General features: G+C 73.2%; 2 protein-coding genes. Both read right to left on the reverse strand.

Annotation, left to right across the window (positions count from 1 at the left end; translation table 11 throughout):
• Positions 1-1,305 (reverse strand): hypothetical protein (locus VFE05_21225; GenBank protein HET6232611.1); only part of this gene is annotated, 1,305 nt, incomplete at its 3' end.
• Positions 1,302-2,785 (reverse strand): ATP-binding cassette domain-containing protein (locus VFE05_21230; protein HET6232612.1); only part of this gene is annotated, 1,484 nt, incomplete at its 5' end. The genes VFE05_21230 and VFE05_21225, both read right to left, overlap by 4 nt.

The following is a 2,785-nucleotide window of genomic DNA, read 5'->3' on the forward strand; positions in this document are numbered from 1 at the left end:
GCAGTCGCGCGCGCCGAAGCGCAGCACGTCCCCCAGCTTCAGCGCCGTCTCGGGGAAGGGGCGCGAGAGGGAGTGCGCGAAGGGGCTGAGCGTGGCCGCGACCGCCGCGTCCAGCGGCACGCGCGTGCGGGCGATGGGATCGCACAGGACGTAGCGCCCGGCCTTGGCGGGGAGGATGGCGACGGGGCGCTTGTCCTCGTCCACGTAGGCGACGAGCGGGCCGGAGTCCTCGCGCCACCAGCCGTCGCGCAGCAGCACGCGGCGGGTGCGGAGACGGGACGCGCGGGCGATCGAGTCCAGCGCCGAGCGGCTACCGAGCTTCTCGCCCGGAGGCGACGGGCGGACCGTGGCGCCCATCGCGTCGCCCACGAGGCGCGCGGCCGCGAAGAGGGCGTCCTCGTCTTCCGTGTCGGAGGCGCGGAGGCGCATGCCGGGGATGCGGCGCGCGCCCTCGTCGAAGGCGGAGACGAGGCGGGTGCAGGCGTTCGCGAGCGTCGAGCGGTCCAGCGCGGCCTTCTTCCGCAGCCGTTCGGCGGCGGCGCGGGCGCGGTCCTCGTCCGTGTCGCGGATCCAGCGGAGGACCAGCGCGTTCAGCAGGGCGATGCCCTCCCACGCCTCGGCCGCGTCCGCCGGGGCGGAGGAGAAGCGCAGGCGGCCGTCTTCCGCGGCGACGACCCACGCGCGGCGGGCGAGGGGGAGCGCCGCGCCGCCGTCCACGCGCAGGCCCGGCCGGCCGAGGAGGTGCGAGGCGCCGGAGAGGTGGCGCATCCAGACGACGCCGGAGCGGGGCCGGATCGCATCTCCCGGTTTGGCATCTACTTCGGTCCCTGCATCCACCTCGTCGCAAAGCTTGGGCACGCGGTCCAGGGCGATGCCCTCGGCGAGCAGCGACGCCCACGCATCCACCAGCTCCAGCACCTCGTCGCCGCCGTCTCCCGACGCCACGGCTTCGCGCATGCGCCGCTGCGGCAGGGCGAGCAGGCGCGTGCCCGCGGTGCCTACGGCGAGCAGGCCTACGTCCGCCTCGATCGACACCGAGGTGGCGGCGAGCAGCGGCTGGCCGGCGCCCACGCGGAAGAGGTGGCGGCGCGTGCCCGGCGCCCCGTCGCTCCCGATGCGGACGGCGAACACGTCCACGCGCCCGCGCTCCACCACCCAGGCGCCGTCGCCCTGGAGCAGGAACGCGCGGTCGGCGCCCGCTGCGACCTGCGTCCCCTCGCGCAGGAAGAGCGTGGAGATGCGCGGCGGCGCTTCGGCGGGCGCCAGCGCTTCGGCCGCGCCGGCTTCGGGCTCGGCGACGCTCATTCGGCCTCCATCAGGCGGGCGTAGGGGCCGGGCTCGGCCATCATCTGCTGGTGCGTGCCGCGCTGCACGATCTTGCCGGCGTCGAGCACGATGATCTCGTCGCAGTCGCGGATGGTGCTGAGGCGGTGCGCGACGATGAGGCATGTGCAGCCGCGGCGGCGCAGGTTGTCGTCGATCACCTGCTCGGTGCTGGGGTCCAGGGCGCTCGTGGCCTCGTCCAGCACCAAGATGCTGGGGTTGCCCACCAGCGCGCGGGCGATCTCGAGCCGCTGGCGCTGGCCGCCGCTGAAGTTGCGGCCTCCCTCCTCCACCGTGCCCAGGTAGCCGCCTGGGCGCGAGGTGACTTCGTCGTGGATGGCCGCGTCGCGCGCCGCGGCGATCAGGTCCGTCTCGGGCACGGTGGGGTCCCACAGCGTCAGGTTGTCGCGGACGGTGCCCTCGAACAGGAAGATGTCCTGGTCCACGAAGGCGAGGGACGAGGAGAGGACGCGGCGCGGCACCTTCACGCGCGGCACGCCGTCGAGCGTGACCTCGCCCGCCCACGGCTCGGAGAGGCCGCAGACCAGGCGCGCGATGGTGGACTTCCCGCAGCCGCTGCCGCCCACGAGCGCGACGCGGCTGCCGGGCGCGAGCGACATCGAAAGCCCCTGCACGAGTGGCGGCTCCACGGGGTTGTAGCCGAATGCGACGTCCGCCAGCTCGAGGCGGCCGGTGAGCTTGCCCCACGCCTCCGCCTCTTCGGGGTCGTCGTCCAGCCCCTCCTGCCGCTTGGCGCGGAGCACGTCGTCCAGACGGCTCATGTCGCCGCGCACCTCCTGGAGCGTGCTGCCCATCTCCACCAGCCGGTTCACGGGCGTGACGAAGGAGAGCATTAGGGCCTGGAAGGCGATCAGCATGCCCATGCTCATCTTCCCGTCCATCACCTGCAGCCCGCCGATGCCCAGCACCAGCGCGGAGTTGAGGGCGAAGAGGAGCGGGGGGACCGACGCGAGGAGCTGCGTCTGCAAGGCGAGCTGCTGCTGTGCGTTGACGACCTTGGCCTGGTAGCCGGACCAGCGCGCGAAGAAGTCCGATTCCGACCCCGTGGCCTTCAGCGTCTCGATGGTCTGCAGGCCGCCCATGGCCACGCCGGTCAGCTTGCCGCGGTCCTGCCCCAGGCGGAGGTTCAGGTCCACGCGCTTGCGCGATACCCAGCGCAGCGCAGCCATGTTCAGCACCGCCGTGCCCACGCCGAGGAGCGTGAGGCTCACGCTGTACTGGAGCATGACCACGCCGTAGAAGGCGAGCGCCACCAGCCCCAGGACGTTGGTCGCCAGGTCGCCGGACAGCACCTGCGCCACGCGGTCGTTGATGGCGACGCGCGACCCGATCTCGCCCGCGAACCGCTGGGTGAAGAACTGGATGGGGAGGTGGAGGACGTGCCAGAAGAAGCGCGACGACGTGTCGAGCGCCAGCTTGGTTTCCAGCCGCAGCAGGTAGC

It is taken from the genome of Longimicrobiaceae bacterium (assembly GCA_035696245.1).
Taxonomy (GTDB): domain Bacteria; phylum Gemmatimonadota; class Gemmatimonadetes; order Longimicrobiales; family Longimicrobiaceae; genus DASRQW01.